Annotated in this window: 14 protein-coding genes and 1 riboswitch; of the genes, 3 read left to right on the top strand and 11 right to left on the bottom strand. The window is 61.0% G+C overall.

Going from position 1 to position 14,708, the window contains the following annotated elements; genetic code table 11:
* Positions 1-71: 71 nt before the first annotated feature.
* The 5 genes from ADU59_RS23520 to ADU59_RS23500 form a co-directional block, all read right to left on the bottom strand.
* Complete coding sequence (locus tag ADU59_RS23520) at positions 72-833, bottom strand: SDR family NAD(P)-dependent oxidoreductase (RefSeq protein WP_068957144.1); 762 nt, start codon at positions 831-833, stop codon at positions 72-74.
* A 3-nt stretch (positions 834-836) separates the two neighbouring features.
* Entirely contained in the window at positions 837-1,661 is an 825-nt protein-coding gene (locus ADU59_RS23515) for an ABC transporter permease (RefSeq protein WP_068957142.1), read from the bottom strand.
* Positions 1,661-2,527, bottom strand: coding sequence for an ABC transporter permease (locus ADU59_RS23510; protein ID WP_068957140.1), 867 nt, complete (start codon positions 2,525-2,527; stop codon positions 1,661-1,663). The genes ADU59_RS23515 and ADU59_RS23510 overlap by 1 nt, the downstream gene beginning before the upstream one ends.
* A gap of 195 nt (positions 2,528-2,722) precedes the next feature.
* Positions 2,723-3,883, bottom strand: coding sequence for a polyamine ABC transporter substrate-binding protein (locus ADU59_RS23505; RefSeq protein WP_068957138.1), 1,161 nt, complete (start codon positions 3,881-3,883; stop codon positions 2,723-2,725).
* A gap of 42 nt (positions 3,884-3,925) precedes the next feature.
* Complete coding sequence (locus tag ADU59_RS23500; RefSeq protein WP_068957136.1) at positions 3,926-5,011, bottom strand: ABC transporter ATP-binding protein; 1,086 nt, start codon at positions 5,009-5,011, stop codon at positions 3,926-3,928.
* Positions 5,012-5,212: 201 nt separating this feature from the next.
* Between ADU59_RS23500 and ADU59_RS23495 the strand changes: the two genes are divergently transcribed.
* Positions 5,213-6,016 (top strand): helix-turn-helix transcriptional regulator, encoded by an 804-nt coding sequence (locus tag ADU59_RS23495; protein WP_068957134.1) that lies wholly within the window; start codon positions 5,213-5,215, stop codon positions 6,014-6,016.
* A 44-nt stretch (positions 6,017-6,060) separates the two neighbouring features.
* Here the strand turns inward: ADU59_RS23495 and ADU59_RS23490 are convergent, their stop codons facing one another.
* From ADU59_RS23490 to ADU59_RS23465, 6 genes are all read right to left on the bottom strand, one after another.
* Entirely contained in the window at positions 6,061-6,534 is a 474-nt protein-coding gene (locus ADU59_RS23490) for a 6,7-dimethyl-8-ribityllumazine synthase (RefSeq protein ID WP_068957132.1), read from the bottom strand.
* Between the two features lie 92 nt (positions 6,535-6,626).
* Positions 6,627-6,791, bottom strand: a riboswitch (FMN riboswitch).
* 124 nt (positions 6,792-6,915) lie between these two features.
* A complete protein-coding gene (locus ADU59_RS23485; RefSeq protein WP_068957130.1) occupies positions 6,916-7,977 on the bottom strand; it encodes an ABC transporter ATP-binding protein in 1,062 nt (353 codons plus the stop codon).
* Positions 7,978-7,991: 14 nt separating this feature from the next.
* Positions 7,992-8,780: an ABC transporter permease gene (locus ADU59_RS23480; protein WP_068957129.1), complete on the bottom strand. Its 789-nt coding sequence runs from the start codon at positions 8,778-8,780 to the stop codon at positions 7,992-7,994.
* Positions 8,777-9,649 (bottom strand): ABC transporter permease, encoded by an 873-nt coding sequence (locus ADU59_RS23475; RefSeq protein ID WP_068957127.1) that lies wholly within the window; start codon positions 9,647-9,649, stop codon positions 8,777-8,779. The genes ADU59_RS23480 and ADU59_RS23475 overlap by 4 nt, the downstream gene beginning before the upstream one ends.
* Before the next feature lie 72 nt (positions 9,650-9,721).
* The gene (locus ADU59_RS23470) at positions 9,722-10,825 is read right to left on the bottom strand and encodes an ABC transporter substrate-binding protein (RefSeq protein WP_068957125.1); all 1,104 of its coding nucleotides are present in this window, start codon (positions 10,823-10,825) and stop codon (positions 9,722-9,724) included.
* A 242-nt stretch (positions 10,826-11,067) separates the two neighbouring features.
* Positions 11,068-11,925 (bottom strand): MurR/RpiR family transcriptional regulator, encoded by an 858-nt coding sequence (locus tag ADU59_RS23465; RefSeq protein WP_068957123.1) that lies wholly within the window; start codon positions 11,923-11,925, stop codon positions 11,068-11,070.
* 293 nt (positions 11,926-12,218) lie between these two features.
* Here ADU59_RS23465 and ADU59_RS23460 point away from each other — a divergent pair, with 293 nt between their 5' ends.
* Both ADU59_RS23460 and ADU59_RS23455 read left to right on the top strand, forming a co-directional pair.
* Complete coding sequence (locus ADU59_RS23460) at positions 12,219-12,986, top strand: N-formylglutamate amidohydrolase (protein WP_068957121.1); 768 nt, start codon at positions 12,219-12,221, stop codon at positions 12,984-12,986.
* Between the two features lie 152 nt (positions 12,987-13,138).
* Entirely contained in the window at positions 13,139-14,650 is a 1,512-nt protein-coding gene (locus tag ADU59_RS23455; RefSeq protein WP_068957119.1) for an amino acid permease, read from the top strand.
* Positions 14,651-14,708: the final 58 nt, after the last annotated feature.

Here is a 14,708-nt window from a genome sequence, read left to right as displayed (position 1 = left end):
GAAAGTCTCTCGAACGCCTTGTTGCCGCTGGTCTTTCCGGGAAAAGCGGGCTCCACTTTTCCTGGAAAACATTAGACAACGGCTTCGCCGCCATCGACCACCAAAATCTGACCGGTCATATAGGATGACCGGTCGGAAACCAGAAACAGGATCGATTCCGCGATCTCATCGACGGTGGCCCAGCGGCCCATCGGCACCTTTTCCCGCACATAGGCCTCGATCGCTCCGCGCCCGCCCATCTGAGCGATGAAGGGGCTGTTGAAGGGGGTATCGACCCAGCCGGGGCACAGCGCGTTGACCCGGATGCCGAACTTTGCGTAGTCACCGGCCATCTGCCTGGTCATGGCGATGACGGCATGCTTGGTCGTCGTATAGGCGATCATCTCGCGGTCATAGAGCACACCGGAGGAGGAGGAGGTGTTGAGGATGACGCCGCGCCCTTGTGCCTTCATCGCCGGCATGACGAAGCGGGCGGCCATGAAATGGGCGCGCACGTTGAGGCTCCAGGAGCGATCGAACCCTTCCACCTCCACCTGCTCGAGATCGCCGGCGACCTGCGCGCCGGCGTGATTGTGCAGGATGTCGATCCGGCCGTGACGGGCAAGCACCGAAGCGATACCGGCTTCGAGCGAAATATCGTCGGTGACATCAAGGACGAGGCTTTCGGCGCTGCCGCCGGCATCGCGGATCAGCGCCACGGTTTCAGCGGCACCGTCGATGCTGCGGTCGGCGATGGCCACATGGGCACCTTCACGCGCCATGATAGCGGCGCCCGCCTGGCCGATGCCGGAGCCGGCGCCGGTCACGATGGCCACCCGGTCTTTCAGGATCATGGTCTACTCCCCGGCATGCGCTTTTGTTGTCTTGTCCCGCATCAGCACACGGGCAATCAGGATCATGAACAGCGAGGCGACCAGAACCATGGTGGCGATCGCATTGATTTCCGGCGTCACGCCACGGCGGATCGAGGCGAAGACGTAGATCGGCAGGGTCGTCTTCGAACCGGCGACGAAGAACGCAACGATGAAATCGTCGAACGAGAAGGTGAAGGCAAGCAGGAAGCCGGCGAGAACAGACGGCAGGATTTGTGGCAGGACGATCTGGCGGAAGGTGGTAAACGGTGTTGCATAGAGATCGCTGGAGGCCTCGACGATATCGCGGCCGAGGCTGGCGATGCGGGCCTTGACGATCATGGTGACCAGCGCCAGCGAAAACAGGCCGTGGGCCGCGATGATCGAGCCATAACCAAGGCCGAGTTGCGGCGGCTTGTCGCCGGGCCAGAGGCTGGCGAGCGCGGGGTTGAGGAAAGAGAACACCTCGACCAGTGCCACCAGCGTGGCGATGCCGATGACAACGCCGGGCACGACGATGGCGGCGGCAAACAGCCCGTCGAAGATGGCACGGCCCCGGGCGCTCAGGCGCTGCATGCCGAGTGCTGCCATGGTGCCGAAGACGGCGGCCAGCGTGGCACTGGTCAGCGCGATGATCAGGCTGTTCTGCAGGGCAGTGATCAGGAACGTGTTGCTGAGCGCCCTGCCGTACCACATGGTCGAGAAGCCGGTGAACTCGCTGGCGTTGCGTCCCGCGTTGAACGAGAACAGCACGACCAGCGCGATCGGTGCGTAGAGGAACAGGTAGACGAAGGTGACAAGCGCGCGCATCAGACGAGATCCACCTGTCTGGAGCCGGAAACCTTCCAGGCGATGCGCATGGCGACGCTGAGCACGATGACCACCACGACCACCAGTGTCACGGCGATCGCCGAGCCGAACGGCCAGTTGCGCGATTGCAGGAAGAGATCGACCAGCGCATTGCCGATGAAGAACACCTTGCCGCCGCCGAGCAGCTGCGGGATCAGATATTCGCCGAGTAGAAGGATGGTGACCAGCGCCACGCCGGTCATCACACCCGGAAGCGAGAGCGGCAGGGTAATGCCGAAGAAGGTCGAGACCGGCTTGGCGCCGAGATCGGCGGAGGCTTCGAGCAGGCGGCGATCGAGCTTTTCGAGGCTGACATAGATCGGCATGATCATCAGCGGCAGGTAGCCATAGACGATGCCGAGCAGCACCGCGCCGGGCGTGTTCAAAAGCCGCACATTTTCGATGCCGATCATGCCGAGTAGATTGGGGATGCCGCGTGAGCCCAGAATGTACATCCAGGCGTAGGTGCGCACCAGAAGGCTGGTCCAGAAGGGCACGACGACGAGCGAGACGAGCACCAGCCGGTATTTGGGATTGGATTTGACCGCGAGGTAATAGGCGACCGGATAGGCAACGATCAGGCAGAGGAAGGCGCCGATGGGCGCGATCATCATAGTGTTCCAGAAGGCGGCCGCCCGCGACGGCAGGTTGGCGAACTGCGCGAAGGTGAAGGCGGCCTGATAACCACCTTCCGGTGCGCGTTCGCCGAAGGAAAACACCACCATGGCCATGAACGGCAGGACAAGGAAAACGAACAGCCACAGCCCGGCCGGTGCCACAAGCGCGGCGGTGACCAGTTGCCGTTTTCTGTCTGGAGTGATGGGCATAAGGGTGGTCCTATTTTGCACTTCGTGTTTGGGGCTTGGCCCCTCACCCTAGCCCTCTCCCCGCTTGCGGGGAGAGGGGACTATCGAGTTTCAGCGGTTATATCGGCAAACCGGGGGAGCGAGAGCGTGCCGCATGTCCCTTCTCCCCGTTCACGGGGAGAAGGTGGCCGGCAGGCCGGATGAGGGGCTTTACCCTCAAGCCGACTTGAACCGCGCCATCAGTTCCGCACGGGCCGGGTCCGTCAGCGTCACGGCTGCGCCGAATTCGAGCTTGGTGAGCGACGCCTCGTCCGGATAGACGATCTTGTTCGACGTGACGTCGGCCGGCAGTAACGCCAGAACACGGCTGTCCGTCGTCGGGGCGCCATTGGCGATGTGTTCCTTGACGGCGTTTTCGGGCGTCATCAGGTAGTTGAGCAGCGCGTAGCCGGCCGGCTTGTTGGCAGCACTCTTCGGGATAGCGTAGAAATCGGTCCAGATCTCGCCGCCATCGGTGCCGAGGATATAGGCGATCTCAGGCATGTCACGGTTGAGCTGCGCGCCGTCATTGGTCCAGCACATGGTCATCCAGGCGTCGGTGGCGCGCATGCCCGGCTGGTAGTCGCTGTTGATGCCGTAGAGATGCGGCTTGACCTTGATCAGCAGTTCCTCGGCCTTGGCGAGCTCTTCCGGCTTGATCGAATTGAAGGAATAGCCGAGCGAGACGAGGGCGCTGCCGATGGTGGTCAGCTGGTAATCGTGGACCATGGCGCGACCGTCGGCCTCGGTCATGGCGACCTCGAAGAAGTCCTTCCAAGAGGTGATCTTGGTTTTGATCTTGGAGGTGTTGACGGCCATGCCGGTCGTGCCCCAGTTCTTCGGCAGGGCATAGGTGGTGCCGTCGATGGCACCTTCGGAGGTGAAGCGCGCCGATTCCGTGGCTTGCGAGAACGCGGGAACCTTCGCCATATCGAGCGGGTCGATCAGGCCGAGCTTCACATAGGTGGAGATCGTGTAGTTGGTCGGGACGAACAGGTCCCAGCCGGTGCCGCCGGCCTGGAGCTTGGCCAGCATTTCCTCGTTCGAGCCGAAGACGTTGACCTCGACGGCCACGCCGGTCGCGGCGGTGAACGCCTCGAAGGTGGCCGGGTCATGGTAGTTCGGCCAGGTGGCGAGCGACATGGTGGTGCCGAGGTCCTCGGCATAGGCGGTGGAATTGAACAGGCCCGGCTGGCGGGCGAGAACGGCGGCGGCAAGGCCAAGGCCGGTGACGCCGAGGAAATGGCGGCGGGTAACCGAGCCACGCTTCAGGCGCATCCATTCGTCGGTGAGGTTTTCGGCCGAAATCGGGGCATTTTCTCTGTACCACTTTGTCATGACTCTGTTCCCTTTTTTGTCTTGACGTGTACGGCCTTGTCCTCAGGCCGGAAAAACATGCACTTTGCCGGGATCGAAAGTGAGCGCGACCCGTTCGCCCGGTTCGACGAGGTCGCTTTCCTGCACGCTGCGCCGATCGGCGGTGACGAGGAAATCGCCAAGGCCATCGACGCTGATCTGGTATTCGGCGGTGGAGCCGAGGAAGATGCGGTGGGTGACGGTGCCGATGAGCTGGCCGCTGCCGGCGGACTGGCGGACGAGTTCGATCGCTTCAGGCCGCAATGCGACGGTTGCCGGGCCGGGCTTGAGGCCGGTTTTCCCTGGTACGGCGAGCGCCATGCCGTTGGACAGCCGCAAGGTCGCGCCGCCGGCTTCCACCGTTGCCGCGATGCGGTTGGTCTTGCCGACGAAATCGGCGACGAAGAGATCGGCGGGCCTGTCGTAGATTTCCTGCGGCTTGGCCATCTGGACGATCCGGCCGGCATTCATCACGCAGACCATGTCGCTCATCGACAGCGCCTCTTCCTGATCGTGGGTGACGAGCACGAAGGTGATGCCGAGTTCGCGCTGCAGCGTCTGCAATTCGATCTGCATGGCGGTGCGCAGCTTCTTGTCGAGGGCGGCGAGCGGCTCGTCGAGCAAAAGCACCGAGGGCTTGTTGACGATGGCGCGGGCGAGCGCCACGCGCTGCTGCTGGCCGCCGGACATTTCGTGGATGCGGCGCTTCTCGAAACCGCCGAGCCGGACCATCTCCAGCGCCTGGCGGGCGCGGGCGGAAATTTCGGCCGCGGCCAGTTTCGGCCGGGCCTGCTTCAGGCCGTAGGCGACGTTCTGTTCGACATCGAAATGGGGGAAGAGCGCGTAGTGCTGGAAGACCATGTTGACCGGGCGGCGATAGGGCGGCACGCCGTTCATCTCATGACCGTCGATCAGCACCGTGCCTTCGCTCGGCTGCTCGAAGCCGCCGATCATCCGCAGGCACGTGGTCTTGCCGCAACCGGACGGCCCGAGCAGCGCCACGAAGGCGCCCTTCGGCACGGCAAGGTTGATGTCCGAAACGGCCGTCACGCTGCCATAGCGCTTAATGACCGAACGGAACTCGATGTCGTTCGTTGGAGCGGCTGTCACGTCTCAATTCCCCGCGGTTGTTTTTCAGAAAACCGGGCGGCCTTGCGACTGTCCTGTTTCCCACCGTCTGACCAGCAGCCTATTCAAACCGGCCGTTGGCGGTATATACCCCGAAAGAGGTATTTCAAGCCAATCAATGCTGTGGAAGGTGTATACCCCGAAGGCAATTGCCGTTCTTTTTTGCAGGGCTGGACGTGACGTATGGGCATTGATCTGGAAGCATTGTTCAAGACGCTCGGGCCGATGATCGGCGGAGCGTCCACCGGGGACGACGAGGCGGGCGGTGTTTTCTGCTCGCTGATGCGGTCGCTGGTCAGCTTCGACTATGCCGTCATCTTCGCCTATCGCGAAAAGGAACGGCCGCTTGACCTCTACAGCACATTCACGCCGGAAGAGCATGTCATCTTCGTCAGCCTGTATCAGGCTGGTCCATTCCTGCTCGATCCGTTCTATCACGCGGCCCGTGAGCCGAGGCCCGGTGTCTGGCGTATGCGCGAGCTTGCGCCTGACCGCTTCTTTTCCAGCGAGTATTTTCGCAGCTACTATACGCAGACGGGGCTGGCGGAAGAGATCGGATTCTTCGTCGCACTGGAGGAGGGCATCACCGTCGTCCTGTCGCTGATGCGGCGGGAACGGTCCGGTGCCTTTACGGCGGCCGAATTCTCGCTTTTGAAAAAGGCCGAACCGGTGGTGGCTGGTCTGGTTCGCCATGCCTGGCCTGATCTGAACCGGCGCTTCGATGCGGCGCTGGCCAAGAGGGAGAGAGGCGGGCGCAAGTCCGCCCATCCGGCGGCGGACCGGGTGTGGCGCAATCTCAATCTGACGGAAAGGGAAGCCTCGATCGTCGAACTGGTCCTGCAGGGCCATTCGTCGGAATCGATTGGTTTGCGGCTGGGCATCTCCACCGGCACGGTGAAGGTTCACCGGCGCAACGTCTATCGCAAGCTCGGCATTTCCTCGCAGACGCAGCTGCTCTCGATCTATCTGAAAAATCTCGGGCAATAGGGATAGGTGCGGCATCGTCTAGCGATGCCGCACCCGCTGATCGATCAGGCGTTGACGAGAGCCAGCTGCGCCCGTGCAGACAGGATCTGCGAGCAGGCATTGGCCGCTTCAACGCCCTTGACGACGAAATGGTCGGTAAAGAAGCGGATGTGCTGTTCTGATTCCTGGAAGTGATGCGGTGTCAGCACGGTCGACAGAACCGGGATGCCGGTATCGAGCTGGACGCGCATCATGCCCTCAAGCACGGTACCGGCAACGAAATCATGGCGGTAGATGCCGCCATCGACGACGAAGGCAGAGCCGATGATGGCCGAGAAGCGGCCGGTTCTGGCAAGCGTCTGCGCGTGCAGCGGGATTTCCAGTGCGCCGGGCACATCGAAGATCTCGACGTCCGATGCGTTGCCGCCGAGCTTTTGCCATTGCGCGACAAAGGAGTTGACGCATTGATCGACGATATCGGCGTGCCAGCGGGCACGGATGATGGCGATTTTCTGGGTGGGGTGGGAAGCGAGTGTCATTCAGTCTGGCCTTTCAAGGTTGCCATTTTTCAATGATCCCCTTGGGCGAACACGCAGGCATGGCGACCCCTTGAAGGGCGGTCTCCCGGTCTGCTTGCTCTCTTTCATCCGGACTTTAACCGTCGGCTCCGGAATTCAACCGGATCTGCTGACCTTCATACCCTTATGCGGACATAGGAGTAAGAAGCGCTCGCGGGCTCCGGGAATTGCTTCCCGTTACCGCCGGTGGGGAGTTTCACCCCGCCCTGAGAACGTGCAGGACCGACTATAGAGATTGGACGCAAGGCGTCAAACGTTCGAAGCGACGTGTGCAAGGAAAAAGGCGACAGATTTTTCCAATCAATCCGCCGCCTGAAACATATTTTTCCGGAATGCCCTTGGCTATTCGCGGATGATCAGAAGATCGCTTGCGGTGAAGCGCAGCGTCGTGACTTCGCCGACCGCCGGCGGGCTGAGGCCCGGTGCGTTGAACATGTCGAAGGAGATGACGGCATCGCCGACCTTCATGCGTGTGCGGATGACCGAGCCGAGGAAGTTGCTGGAGGCGACTTCGCCGGTCAGCGCGGTGTCGCCCTTGGCCCCTTCGGCGATCGAGCCAGCTTCGGGACGCAGGGCGAGCGAGACCGTTTCGCCGGCTTTGACCGCGCCAAGCGGTTCGCGCAGTGTGATGCCCTGATCGCCGATGCTGATCCTGTTGGTCGCGGGATCGACGACCTTGGCCTCGATCAGGTTCAGCGTGCCGACGAAGGAGGCGACGAAGCGGGTCGCCGGCTTGTTGTAGATGTCGAACGGCGTGCCGATCTGATCGGCGCGGCCGCCGTTCATGACGACGATGCGGTCGGAGATCGACAGGGCTTCTTCCTGATCGTGGGTGACGAAGACGGTGGTGATGCCGAGCTGCTGCTGGATCATCCGGATTTCTTCGCGCAGCGAAACGCGGATCTTGGCGTCGAGGGCCGAAAGCGGCTCGTCGAGCAGGAGGACCTGCGGCTTCGGCGCAAGGGCGCGCGCCAGCGCCACGCGCTGCTGCTGGCCGCCGGACATCTGGTAGGGGTAGCGGTCGGCGAGGTGGTCGAGATGGATGAGGCCGAGCATTTCCTTGACGCGCGCGTCGACCGCCGATTTCTCCATGCCGGCGATCTTCAGGCCGAAGGCGACGTTGTCGTGCACCGTCATGTTGGGAAAGAGGGCATAGGCCTGGAAGACCATGCCGATATTGCGCTGGTTCGGCTTCAGCTGGTTCTGGTTGCGGCCGTTGATGACGACCGTTCCTGCCGACGGCGTTTCGAAGCCCGCGATCATTCGCAGAATTGTCGTCTTGCCGCAGCCCGATGGCCCGAGAAAGGAGACGAATTCGCCCTTTTCAATGGTCATGTTGAAATCCTTGACCACCTGGACGGGGCCAAAGCTCTTCTGAATGCCGGCGAGTTCGAGAAAGGACATGGACGTTCAATACCTCAGGGCTTGGAAGGAGCCGATTTGCTGAAACGGGAGACGAGCTGCAGAAGCGCCATGCATCCCCAGGTGATGGCAAACGCGATGATCGCGAGCGCCGGCGGCTCATAGGCGCGGTTGGCGCCGATCAGCTGCAGATAGGGACCGAAGGCCGGGCGGTTGAGCAGCGACGGCATGGTGAACTCGCCGATGACGATGGCAAAAGTGATGAACGCGCCGGACAACACGCCGCTCATGACATTGGGGAAAATGCATTTGAACATGATGGTCGGCCAGGAGGCGCCGAGGCTCTGGGCCGCTTCTGTCAAGGTGCCGACGTCTATGGTGCGCATGGCGGTATCCACGGATCGATACATATAGGGCAGCGACAGTGTCATGAACGAGAACATCAGAAGGACATCGGTTCCCCGGGTGGAGCCGGTGAACGGGATGTACGACGATGAATTGTAGAGCCGCAGGTATCCGAAGACAATGACGATGGCCGGGATGACCAGCGGCATCAGCGTGATGAACTCGACCACCGGCCGCATCTGCGGCAGGCGCAGGCGCACCCAGTAGGCTGTCGGCACGACGAGCAGGACACCGAAAACGATGGTCAGGATGGCCATCATGATCGAGTAGCTGAAGGAATCGCGAAACTGGATGTCCGAGAACACCGAGCGATAGGCATCGAAGGAATATTCGCCGCGGCGCATGCGCAGCGAGAATTCGAATGTCGCGATCAGCGGCACGATGAAATAGGAGGCGCCGAAAAGGACTGCGATCCAGGCGCCGATTTTCTGTGTCTTCATTTCTGCCACCGTTCGGCGCGCATGCGGAGCCAGATGTAGATGAGGTTGGAAATGCCGGTGATGACGATCATGCCGAGCGCCAGTGCGTAGCCGAGGTTCGGATTGTGCAGAACGTCGCCGCGGATCTGCGCGTAAAGCTGGATCGGCACGATGTTGAAGGTCGAGCCGGTCAGCGAATAGGCGGTCGCGATGGCGCCGAAAGCGTTGGCAAACAGAAGCAGCGTGGTGCCCAGGATGCTGGGAAACAGCAGCGGCAGCGCGACCTTGGTCCAGTATTGCGTATTGGTGGCGCCGAGAATCTCGGCCGCTTCACGCCATTCCTTCTTCAGGCCATCCAGCGCCGGCGTGATGATCAGCACCATCAGCGGAATCTGGAAGTACATATAGGTGAGCGTCAGGCCGACGAAGCTGAGCAGATTGAAGCCGGAGGCATAGAGGTTGATGCCGAACCAGTCGCGCAGCAGCATCGTCACCAGACCGGTGCGGCCAAGGGTGGCAAGGAACGCGAAGGCAAGGGGCACGCCGGCGAAATTGGAGGCGACGCCGGAAAAGGTCAGAAGCGACGAGCGGATCCAGGAGGGCAGTCCGCCGAGCACCACGGCCCAGGCCAGGAAAAAGCCGATGAACGCGCCGCCGATCGAGGATGCGAGGCTGATTTTGATGGAAATCCAGTAGGACGCAAGGATCTTGTCGGTGAACAGGCCGGCGACGTTGTCGAAGGTGAATTCGCCCGCCGGATTCACGAATGCGCCGGTCACGAGATAAAGCGTCGGAGCGATCAAGAACATGACTGCGAAAATCAGGAACGGCGTGATGCCGAGCCAATCGATGGCCGTCTTCTTCAAATCAATGGCCTGTTTAGCGCTCATCCGGAAACCGTTATATCAAAATTGAAAAATAGCCTTCCCGCGCGGTCGCGGGAAGGCCTTATTGCGACAGTCTTACTGTACGTTGGCGCCAACGACGGTATCCCAGCCCTTGGTGATGACTTCCTTGTAGGCTTCCTGCTGTTCGAGCGTCGGGAACACGGCCTTTTCATAGGCAGCGGCCGGCGGCAGCTTGTCGAGCAGGTCCTGCGGGATCTTGCCGTTCTTGGCGAGATCGTTGAAGCGGATCGGGTGGCAATAGCCCTTCAGCCAGCCGAGCTGACCTTCGTCGGAATACAGGTATTCCATCCAGAGCTTGGCGGCGTTCGGGTGCGGCGCATAGGCCGAGATCGCCTGAACGTAGACGCCGGCGACAACGCCCGTTTCCGGGATGACAACGTCGACCGGCGGGTTGCCGGCCAGCGTGTCGCGGTCGGACAGGGCGTTGTAATCCCAGCGCAGGATGATCGGGGTCGTGCCCTGGGCGAGCGGAGCGGACTTGCCGATGACCGGTACGAAATTGCCCTTGGCGTTCAGTTCCTTGAAGAAGGCAAGGCCAGCTTCGCCGGATTTGGCAACATCGCCACCAGCGCCCGAAAGGCCGGCTGCGAAAACGCCGGAGATGGCCTGGTTTGCCGTGCGCGGATCACCGGCAAGAGCAACCATGTTGGCGAATTCCGGCTTCAGCAGATCGGCCCAATCCTTCGGGCTTTCCTTGACCAGGTCCTTGTTCACTTCGAAGGCCATGACGCCGTAATAGTCGCCGTACCAGTAGCCTTCGGCATCCTTGGCCGTGTCGGGGATCGAATCCCAGGTGGAGACCTTGTAGGGCTGGATCAGGCCATCGGCCTTGGCGGACGGGCCGAAGGAGAGGCCGACGTCGATGACGTCAGGAGCCTGGTCGCCCTTGTTGTCCTTGTTGGCCTTGATGGCTTCGATTTCGTCGCCCGAACCGGCATCGGGGTTCAGTTCGTTGATGGTCAGACCATACTTGGCCTTGAAGCCTTCGATGACGCCGCCGTAGCCGCACCAGTCGTGGGGCAGGGCGATCGTCGTCAGGGTGCCTTCGGCCTTGGCAGCGGCAATCAGTTCGGCGCTCGGCTCGGCGGCGGCGATGGCGGTCGATGCCATGACCATGGCGGTCGAAAGCGAAAGCAGGCGGCGCATATGTGAAATCACTGGTCTTCTCCTTTTGGTTTAATCAGGCAACTTCGATGAAGCTGATACTGGGGTCCGATGAAGCTTATGTGACAGGTGTTGTCCTCTTTACGACCTGACGTTCGCTGGCGGAACACCTTCATTTTATTTTCAAAATTTACATCCGCCCGGGTGCAGGCGGTCCTGTTGCTGCTCTCGAATTGCGGTTCGCGACACCCCGCGCCGGGCGATGCCGGCGCCGCGTTCCGTACCTCTTGCTCCTCCTAAAGCGGCTTTCGAAAAAGCCTCGTTGAATCGAACAGGCCTTCGAGCATTTTCATGCGGTCATGCGTCTCGTTCCAGATGGAGCTCTGCACGGCTTCGATCAGCGCTTCGACGGCAAACAGGATGACGACCGAACTGTCCCAGGCCGAAGGCGCCTCGATCTGGATGCGGAACACGCGCCGCGCCGATTTGGCGACGGGGGAACTCCACTGGTCGGTGAACAGGATGATTTCGACGCCGCGTTCGCGGGCGATCTTCGCCAGCGTCTCCATCTCCTGCTCGTAGCGGCGGATATCGAACATGATCAGGACGTCGCCCTTCTTCATGTCGAGCACGTAATGCGGCCAGGAGCTGGAATTGGAGGCGATCTGGGTGACGCCGGAGCGGATGACCTGGAGATGGGTGAAGAAGTAATCGGCCAATGCCCGGGTGATGCGGCCGCCGACGAGATAGACGTTGCGCTTGCGGTCGGCGATCATCGCCGCCGCGCCATCGAATTCCGCCGTCTCCAGCTGGGCGAGGGTGGCGCGCATGTTGTTCATCATCGCATCGGCGAAGCGGTTGAGGATATGCGTGCCCGGCGCGTTCGCCGCCCAGCGGTCGTGCTTGCTGATCGGGTTAGAGATCGTCGCTTCGAGTTCCTGGTGCAGGCGCTGCTGAAAATCGGGAAAGCCGCGAAAGCCGATCTTCTGCACCATGCGGGCGACCGTCGGAGTCGATACGCCGGCGTTCTCGGCGACAGTCGTGATGCTGCCGAGTCCGGAAACCGGGTAATTGTCGAGAAGCGTCGCGGCCAACTGCTTTTCCGCACGCGTGAGCACGGCAAAGTGGGCATTGATCACATCCGACACCGTCATGGCGTCTGCGGTGTTTGTCAAATTTGGTCCCCTGGGCCGGTCTTTGCCAGCTTTGTGACAGAGTAAACATCGCTGTCACAATTCGAGTCAATCAGTTTTTTGAAGAGATCGTTTCAGATTCCGGTTGACACGGGTCAAAACGTGAAGAATTCTTTTCAGTATCGAACGATGACGATTGCCTCAACGGTATGCGCTTGTCGTCCGTGTCTTGCTGCCACGTCCGGTTTCAGAGGCTTCACCGGCCTTTTGCGATCCGGTGGGGTGCCAGGCAGAAAACCGGAAGGGGACCGGAGTTGACTGGACTTTTGACAGAGGCGGATGGTTCGCCCGTAGCAGTGGAAAACCCGGATGCGCTGAGCCCGGTGCTGCTGATCTGCGAGCATGCGTCGCGCCGCCTGCCTGAAAAAATGGGTTCGCTCGGTCTGTCCGCCGATGCGCTTGAAAGCCATATCGCATGGGATCCCGGTGCGCTTGCCGTGTCGCAGCTGCTTGTCAAAAGCCTCGATGCGGCTTTGATTTACCAGCGCTTTTCCCGATTGATCTATGACTGCAATCGCCCACCGGAAGCGGAAGCGGCAATGCCGCCCGTCAGCGAAATTTTCGAAATACCCGGCAATGCGGCCATTCCCGCGGCCGAACGCCTGGCCCGGACGGCGGCGCTCTATGTGCCCTTCCGCGACAGCCTTTCCGGCTTCATTGCCGCGCGCAAGGCAGGCGGCCGTCTTCCGGTGCTTGTCACGATGCACACATTCACGCCGGTCTATCACGGCAAGACGCGCGACGTCGAAGTCGGCATCCTGCACGACGAGGACAGCCGGCTGGCGGATGCGATGCTGGCTACGGCGGGGACGTCGCCCCGTTTTGCCGTCCGCAGGAACGAGCCCTATGGACCGTCCGACGGCGTCACGCATACTCTGATCGAGCATGGCCTGAAGAATGGCCTGCTCAACGTCATGATCGAGATCCGCAACGATCTCGTTTCGAATGAAATCGGTCAAAAGGTCATGGCCGATTATCTGACAGGCCTGTTGGGCGAAAGCCTGGTCGCACTGTCGCAATAAAAAGACCTGGGGAGCGGCATGTCCGCGGAGTGTTGCGCAAGAACCGGCACAAGATCGGTCTGGCCGCAACGGTATGGGCGAGCTTTGCCTTTCGATGGGATTTCCCTCGGGAGCGAAGTCCGGATTCAATCTTTGAACAGGAGAGAAGGGCTATGGACAACTCATCTTCGGGCGTCAGCTATAAAAAAGCTGACGCCGGCTATTTCGAAAAGCGCGGTCTTTCGCGTTATGCCGGGGTCTGGTCGCTATGGGCGCTCGGCGTCGGCGCCGTCATCTCGGGGCATTTCTCGGGATGGAATTTTGGTTTCTCGACCGGCGGCTGGGGTGGCATGCTGGTGGCGGGAATCATCATCGCCATCATGTATCTGGGGCTGACCTTCTCGATTGCCGAGATGAGCCCGGCGCTGCCGCATACCGGGGCGGCCTATTCGTTTGCCCGCACGGCAATGGGCCCGTGGGGCGGCTTCATCACCGGCCTTTGCGAAAATGTGGAATATGTGCTCACGCCGGCGGTCGTGGTCACCTTCATTACCGCCTATGTCAATTCGATCCTCGGTCTCGATCCGGCCTATTCGCCGCTCATATGGATCGCCTTTTACTGCGTCTTCCTCGCGCTGAACGTGTTCGGCCTGGAACTGTCGTTCAAGGTGACATTGGTGATCACGCTGATTTCGCTCGGCGTTCTCGTCTTCTTCTGGATCAGCGCCATCCCCAATATCGACTTTTCGCGGTGGGCGCTGAATATCGGCGTCGGTCCGGACGGTGCGGCTGTCGAACTTCCGGAAGGAAACGGTTCCTGGTTCCCCTTCGGCTTCTCCGGCATTCTTGCTACCCTGCCTTTCGCCGTCTGGCTGTTTCTTGCCATCGAGCAATTGCCGCTTGCGGCTGAAGAATCGGTGGATCCGAAGCGCGATATGCCGAAAGGCATCATTCTCGGCATGGTCACGCTGATGGTATCGGCTTTCATGATCGTGCTGCTCAATCCTGCCCTGCCGGGCGTCGGTGCCTTCCACCTCAGCTCCGCGCTTGAGCCGCTTCTCGATGGGTTCAAGTCGATCTATGGCGATGGCGGTGTCGTTCTTCTCGGACTGGTCGCACTGACCGGGCTGATCGCCAGCTTCCACACCATCCTTTATGCGCAGGGCCGGCAGGTGTATTCGCTGTCGCGCGCCGGCTATTTCCCGACCATTCTTTCGATCACGCATCCGAAATTCAGAACACCCTATGTTGCGATGCTGGCCGGTGCGGCGGTTGGTCTTGCGGTCATGCTGACAATCTGGTTTGCGCTCGGCGCCGAACAGGGCGGCAGCATCATCGGCAGCGTGCTGCTCAACATGGCCGTCTTCGGTGCGATGTTCTCCTACATCATGCAGGCGATTTCCTTCATTCTGTTGCGCCGGAACCTGCCGGACATCGAGCGGCCGTTCCGCTCGCCGCTTGGCGTGCCCGGAGCCGTGTTGACCATCATCATCGCGGTGGTGACGTTGCTCTACCAGATTCAGGACCCGAACTTTACCAAGGGTGTGGTCTGGGTTGCTCTGTGGTTTGCCGTCGCCATCGCCTATTTCGGGCTTGTCGGCCGCCATCGTCTCATCCTGTCTCCGGAAGAAGAGTTCGCGATGGAGCACAAGGAAAAGGCAGCTGCCGTCGCGGCGGCCGTCTGATCATCAACGGATCCGGCCGCGCACGGGGCCGGATCCTTTTCCATGAAGATTGAAGATT

It is taken from the genome of Pararhizobium polonicum, from assembly GCF_001687365.1.
In the GTDB taxonomy this organism is placed as follows: Bacteria; Pseudomonadota; Alphaproteobacteria; order Rhizobiales; family Rhizobiaceae; genus Pararhizobium; species Pararhizobium polonicum.
Note: the sequence above shows the minus strand (reverse complement) of the source record. Positions and strands in the feature narration are given on the sequence as shown.

Excerpts from the sequence above, each read along its gene's own strand:
- ADU59_RS23520 (WP_068957144.1), bottom strand. The coding sequence starts at position 833 with ATGATCCTGAAAGACCGGGTGGCCATCGTGACCGGCGCCGGCTCCGGC.
- ADU59_RS23495 (WP_068957134.1), top strand. The coding sequence starts at position 5,213 with ATGGGCATTGATCTGGAAGCATTGTTCAAGACGCTCGGGCCGATGATC.
- ADU59_RS23490 (WP_068957132.1), bottom strand. The coding sequence starts at position 6,534 with ATGACACTCGCTTCCCACCCCACCCAGAAAATCGCCATCATCCGTGCC.
- ADU59_RS23480 (WP_068957129.1), bottom strand. The coding sequence starts at position 8,780 with ATGAAGACACAGAAAATCGGCGCCTGGATCGCAGTCCTTTTCGGCGCC.
- ADU59_RS23510 (WP_068957140.1), bottom strand. The coding sequence starts at position 2,527 with ATGCCCATCACTCCAGACAGAAAACGGCAACTGGTCACCGCCGCGCTT.
- ADU59_RS23485 (WP_068957130.1), bottom strand. The coding sequence starts at position 7,977 with ATGTCCTTTCTCGAACTCGCCGGCATTCAGAAGAGCTTTGGCCCCGTC.
- ADU59_RS23515 (WP_068957142.1), bottom strand. The coding sequence starts at position 1,661 with ATGCGCGCGCTTGTCACCTTCGTCTACCTGTTCCTCTACGCACCGATC.
- ADU59_RS23465 (WP_068957123.1), bottom strand. The coding sequence starts at position 11,925 with ATGACGGTGTCGGATGTGATCAATGCCCACTTTGCCGTGCTCACGCGT.
- ADU59_RS23475 (WP_068957127.1), bottom strand. The coding sequence starts at position 9,649 with ATGAGCGCTAAACAGGCCATTGATTTGAAGAAGACGGCCATCGATTGG.
- ADU59_RS23455 (WP_068957119.1), top strand. The coding sequence starts at position 13,139 with ATGGACAACTCATCTTCGGGCGTCAGCTATAAAAAAGCTGACGCCGGC.
- ADU59_RS23505 (WP_068957138.1), bottom strand. The coding sequence starts at position 3,883 with ATGACAAAGTGGTACAGAGAAAATGCCCCGATTTCGGCCGAAAACCTC.